This is a genomic window from Okeania sp. SIO2F5, assembly GCF_010692685.1.
GTDB lineage: Bacteria > Cyanobacteriota > Cyanobacteriia > Cyanobacteriales > Microcoleaceae > Okeania > Okeania hirsuta.
Map to the genome: position 1 here is coordinate 1 of NZ_JAAHGU010000249.1, position 5,021 is coordinate 5,021.

Annotated in this window: 4 protein-coding genes; all 4 read left to right on the forward strand. The window is 39.1% G+C overall.

Annotated features, from left to right (window positions below):
• Positions 1–195 precede the first annotated feature (195 nt).
• Positions 196–726: an IS4 family transposase gene (locus tag F6K27_RS32370; RefSeq protein WP_287279987.1), complete on the forward strand. Its 531-nt coding sequence runs from the start codon at positions 196–198 to the stop codon at positions 724–726.
• Positions 723–872 carry a hypothetical protein gene (locus F6K27_RS32375; RefSeq protein WP_287279989.1) on the forward strand — a complete coding sequence of 50 codons (150 nt, stop codon included), beginning with the start codon at positions 723–725 and terminating at the stop codon, positions 870–872. Before F6K27_RS32370 ends, F6K27_RS32375 begins: the two co-directional genes overlap by 4 nt.
• Positions 873–1,616: 744 nt before the next feature.
• Positions 1,617–4,241: a type I DNA topoisomerase gene (gene topA / locus F6K27_RS32380; RefSeq protein ID WP_287279990.1), complete on the forward strand. Its 2,625-nt coding sequence runs from the start codon at positions 1,617–1,619 to the stop codon at positions 4,239–4,241.
• 396 nt (positions 4,242–4,637) lie between these two features.
• Entirely contained in the window at positions 4,638–4,763 is a 126-nt protein-coding gene (locus tag F6K27_RS32385; RefSeq protein WP_287279991.1) for a hypothetical protein, read from the forward strand.
• Positions 4,764–5,021: the final 258 nt, after the last annotated feature.

The following is a 5,021-nucleotide window of genomic DNA, read 5'->3' on the forward strand; positions in this document are numbered from 1 at the left end:
ACGCATCCTTAAAACTTTAACCTTTAGCGATCGCCTAATTTATGAAAAATACAGCTCATACAGTTACTTTTATGTTACATTATCAATATTTATGTAATATGTAAAGATGCCAGCGCTCATTGCTATACTATTCAACCACCTCAGAATCGAGCTCAAAAAGAACCGCTAGCTCCCTTGAGGTGACAAGCAATTTTAGTGAAAGAAGTTGACCCACCAACAGAAATTGAACCGATTAGTTGGTTACTTCTGACCACATTCAAGATTACCAGTATTGAAGATGTAAACAAGTATGTTCAATGGTACAGTCATCGTTGGTTAATTGAACGTTATCATGATGTTTCAAAAAGTGGTTGTGCCATGGAGAAATTACAATTAGAGACAGCACAAAGATTAGAGATGGCTTTGGCTACCTATAGTATTGTTGCTTGGCGTTTGTTGTGGTTAACTTATGGAGCTGGTTGTTCTCCAACGAGCAGTTGTGAACAAGTTTTAAAACCATCAGAGTGGCAGGTTTTGTCTGCAACCATACACCACCAACTTGATCCTGATTCAGCACCACCAACTTTGGCTGAAGTTGTGAATTGGATTGCTCAATTGGGCGGATTTTTAGGTCGAAAAGGTGATGGTTCTCCTGGTGTTAAAGTTCTCTGGGGTGGACTCTCGCCATTGCATGATCTTGTTAAGGGCTGGGTTGTTTGTCAGTCTCTTGTGGTTAATTCAACGTGAGTTCAAAAGAATTTTCATCGCCGAACTTCAGACTCAGCCAACTTTCAGCTTGCTCCCTTAACATGACCTCAACATCTAATCATCAACAAGCAGAAGTTAATGACAATTGTCGGAGAGTCAGTTTGGCGATCGCCCTGACAAAATAGCTGATTTTCAGTCAGCTTTGTAGTTGATGTTACCTCAAAATCTAATTATCAACAAGCAGAGCTTAATGGCGATTTTTGGAGAGTCAGTTTGGCGACCCCTACTCCATACATAAATGCTTTTTTTTGTCAAACCTGATGTTAAGAAAGATGTGAGTAATGGATAGCTTTAAAAAGGGAGGCGCATACCCACAATTTTTCGGTAAAGAAACTTGAGAGTTTGTATTGGTTAAAGATAAACCAAATAATAACTAATCACCAGACTTAGCATTTAGATATGTGTTGAAGTTGAGGGTTTATTGAAGAAATCCTTAATCACAGCAAAAGCAATAATTTTACTTTTTGCTTTCAAATATAAAAAAAATATTAATTTATTGACATTAGTAATAAGTCATGCTAGCAAATCGTATAAGGTAATTACTAAATTAAAGCTTATGTCCATCAAAAATATAGCTGATTGCAGATAAGTTAATTATGAACATGTAGCAAAACCTAGAATGCTCTAATCTCCATTCTCTGTTCAGGAAAAATCTAAAAACCCAGTAACTTAATACCCGATCAAGTTGCAAATTGCTATAGATTTTGGCAGAAATAAAAAATTAAGATAGCGTAGAAAAAATAGGACTTTATCTTGTTAATGTCTAACCAAACTAAACAATAAAATTCTATTTCTCCTGACCCATTGACCACTGGTGCATATTATTCTCAATATAAAATCCCAGCTTGTACTATCCTAAAAAAAGCCTTATGTCAACCCTTGTTATTGTAGAATCTCCCACTAAAGCCCGGACTATACGTAACTATCTACCCTCTGATTACCGCGTGGAGGCATCCATGGGTCATGTGCGTGACCTGCCACCTTCTGCTGATGAAATACCAGAAAAATATAAAGGAGAAAAGTGGGCACATCTAGGTGTAAATGTAGACTCAAATTTTGAACCTCTCTACGTTGTACCTAAAGACAAAAAGAAAACCGTGAAAGAACTGAAAGATGCTTTGAAAGAAGCTGATGAATTAGTTCTGGCCACAGATGAAGACCGGGAAGGAGAAAGCATCAGTTGGCATTTACTACAACTACTAAAACCGAAAGTTCCTACTAAGCGGATGGTATTCCATGAGATTACTCCAGAAGCTATCCGTAAGGCAATCGAAAACTGTCGCAATATAGACGAACAGTTAGTTAGGGCACAAGAGACAAGGCGTATTCTAGACCGACTTTACGGTTATACTCTCTCACCTGTACTGTGGAAAAAAATAGCCTGGGGTCTCTCTGCAGGAAGAGTACAGTCAGTAGCAGTTCGACTATTGGTAAACCGAGAACGTCAACGTCGAGCTTTTAAACAAGGAGGTTATTGGGATTTAAAGGCTAGTTTAGAACAGGCAAAAAAACCTTTTGAGTCTAAACTTGTTACTCTTGGGGGTACAAAAGTAGCTACTGGTAGTGACTTTGATGAAAATACAGGCAAAATAGCTGAGGGTAGAAATGTTGTTTTGTTGGATGAAGCTCAAGCAGAAGCTCTGAAGGAAAGACTGCAAGATAAACCTTGGATTGTTAGTAATGTTGAAGAACGAGCTGTTAAACGTAAGCCATCCCCACCCTTTACAACTTCTACTTTACAACAGGAATCTAACCGTAAACTAAGAATGGGTGCTAGGCAAACAATGCGGACAGCCCAAAGTTTATACGAACAGGGCTTTATTACCTATATGCGGACAGACTCAGTACATTTGTCTGATGAAGCGATCGCTGCTGCTCGGAATTGCGTGGAAAAAATGTATGGTCCAGAATATCTGAGTCCCCAACCACGACAATACACTACTAAAAGTAAAGGAGCTCAGGAAGCTCATGAAGCTATTCGCCCTGCTGGTAAAACTTTCCGCACGCCCCAGGAAACAGGGTTGAACGGTCAAGAACTTGCTCTTTATGACTTAATATGGAAACGGACAGTAGCTTGTCAAATGGCTGACTCTCGCCAAACTCACATTACAGTTAACTTGCAAGTAGAAGATGCGGGTTTTCGTTCTAATGGTAAACGTATAGACTTTCCTGGTTTTCTCCGGGCTTATGTTGAAGGTTCCGATGACCCAGAAGCAGCTTTGGAAGACCAAGAAGTACTTTTACCTCCTTTGAAACAAGGCGATCATCCAAATTGCAAAGAAATAGAAGTGGTGGGACATGAAACTCAGCCACCTGCTAGGTTTACTGAAGCATCTCTGGTAAAAACTCTAGAAAGTGAAGGTATTGGTCGTCCAAGTACCTACGCTACTGTTATTGGTACTATTGTTGATCGTGGTTATGCCAAACTTCAGAATAATGCTTTAGTTCCGACTTTTACTGCTTTTGGCGTGACAAGTCTATTAGAAAAGCACTTTCCTGAATTTGTGGATGTTAAGTTTACTGCCCGTATGGAACGTACTCTGGATGATATTTCTACTGGTGAAGCTCAATGGTTGCCATATCTACGAGAATTTTATTCTGGAGAAAGTGGGTTGGATACTCAAATTAAGGAACAGGAAGAGCATATTGACCCTAAGTTAGCCCGTACCATTGAATTGGATAATTTGGATGAGGAACCAGAGATGACTTATCGTATCTGTATCGGTAAGTTTGGTGCTTATATTGAGGCCGAAAATGGTGAAGGTGTTGTCAAGGCTTCTATTCCTGAAGATTTAACTCCATCAGACTTAGACCCAGAACAAGTAGAGAAAATTCTGAAGCAAAAAACAGAGGGTCCTGAGGAATTAGGTATTCATCCAGAAGAAGATAAACCTATCTATATTATGACTGGTCGTTATGGTCCTTATGTACAGTTGGGTGATGAGGTAGAGGGAAGTAAGAAAAAACCAAAGCGAGCTTCTTTGCCGAAGGGTGTAAAGATGGAAGATGTGACTTTGGATATGGCAGTAGGGTTATTGTCTTTACCTCGTACTTTGGGCGTTCACCCAGAAACGGGTTGCAAAATTCAAACTAATTTAGGACGTTTTGGTCCTTATGTTGTTCACGACCAAGGTAAAGAGGTTGGCAAAGATTATCGTTCTTTGAAAGCTGGGGATGATGTTTTGACTATTACTTTGGAACGTGCTTTGGAGTTATTAGCTCAACCTAAAAGAGCGAGGCGTGGTAGTGCTAAAGCTGCACCTCCACTCAAAGATTTGGGTAAACATCCTGAAGATGGAGAGGCTGTGGGTATTTATGATGGTCGTTATGGACCTTATGTGAAGCATGGTAAGGTTAATGCTTCTTTGCCAAAGGATACGGCTGTTGAGGATGTGACTTTGGAGCAAGCTGTGGAACTTTTGAAGGCAAAGGCTAGTAGTAAGAAGTCTACTCGAGGTAGAAAGTCTACAAAGTCAAAAGCGGGAAGTAATTAGGAGGTTAGGAGTCACAAGTCACGAGTCAGGAGTTAGAAAAAATGGGAATCATACAGGAGGTAGGAGGAAAAATCACTCTTACGATTTTTCTGCAATGATTTGTGAAAAAAACTGTAGGGGTTTGGTCTCCAAACCCTAATTATTTTCCTATTCTCCAATTTTCTCCACCAGGCAACTCAGTCAAAAAGTTATTAATTTATTGTTGGTAATTCTTTTTTAGAGCTGATTTATCAAGTAAATATTAAGGCGCAAAATTAATTTCTATACTTAGCTTTCAGGAGTTTTATAAATTAAATACCTATGAATTGAAAAAAAAAGACTTGCTTTTTTTTATCAAAAATAAAGTATTTTCGTTATATGCTATTTCTGAACAATTAGCTTAATGTAATAAGCACTATGGATGAGGCAACAGGACAAACATTAGTAGAATCAGCACTTACCATAGCTGAATTTGCAGGATTTGCTATGGGCCCAGAAGGATTAGTACTGTCTGCGGGAGCTGCAATATTACGTGATTTATAGCAATGAGCGCTGGCACGCTTTACATACTACTAATGTCTTAAAATGTAGTATTAAGTTCTGCTACATGACCGATATTTTTGATATGCGATCGCAACTCAATTCCTCTGTCGTGAGCCAAATATGCTTTTGCCTGCCATATCTGACATCAGAAGGTCTGCGATCGTGTCTCGGTTTCACCCCATCCAACCATGCTGATCTTCAAGTTTTATAGACTCGCTCCTTGAAATTTAATTCCTTGGAATAATTGATTTAACTACT

Excerpts from the sequence above, each read along its gene's own strand:
- F6K27_RS32385 (WP_287279991.1), top strand. The coding sequence starts at position 4,638 with ATGGATGAGGCAACAGGACAAACATTAGTAGAATCAGCACTTACCATA.
- topA (WP_287279990.1), top strand. The coding sequence starts at position 1,617 with ATGTCAACCCTTGTTATTGTAGAATCTCCCACTAAAGCCCGGACTATA.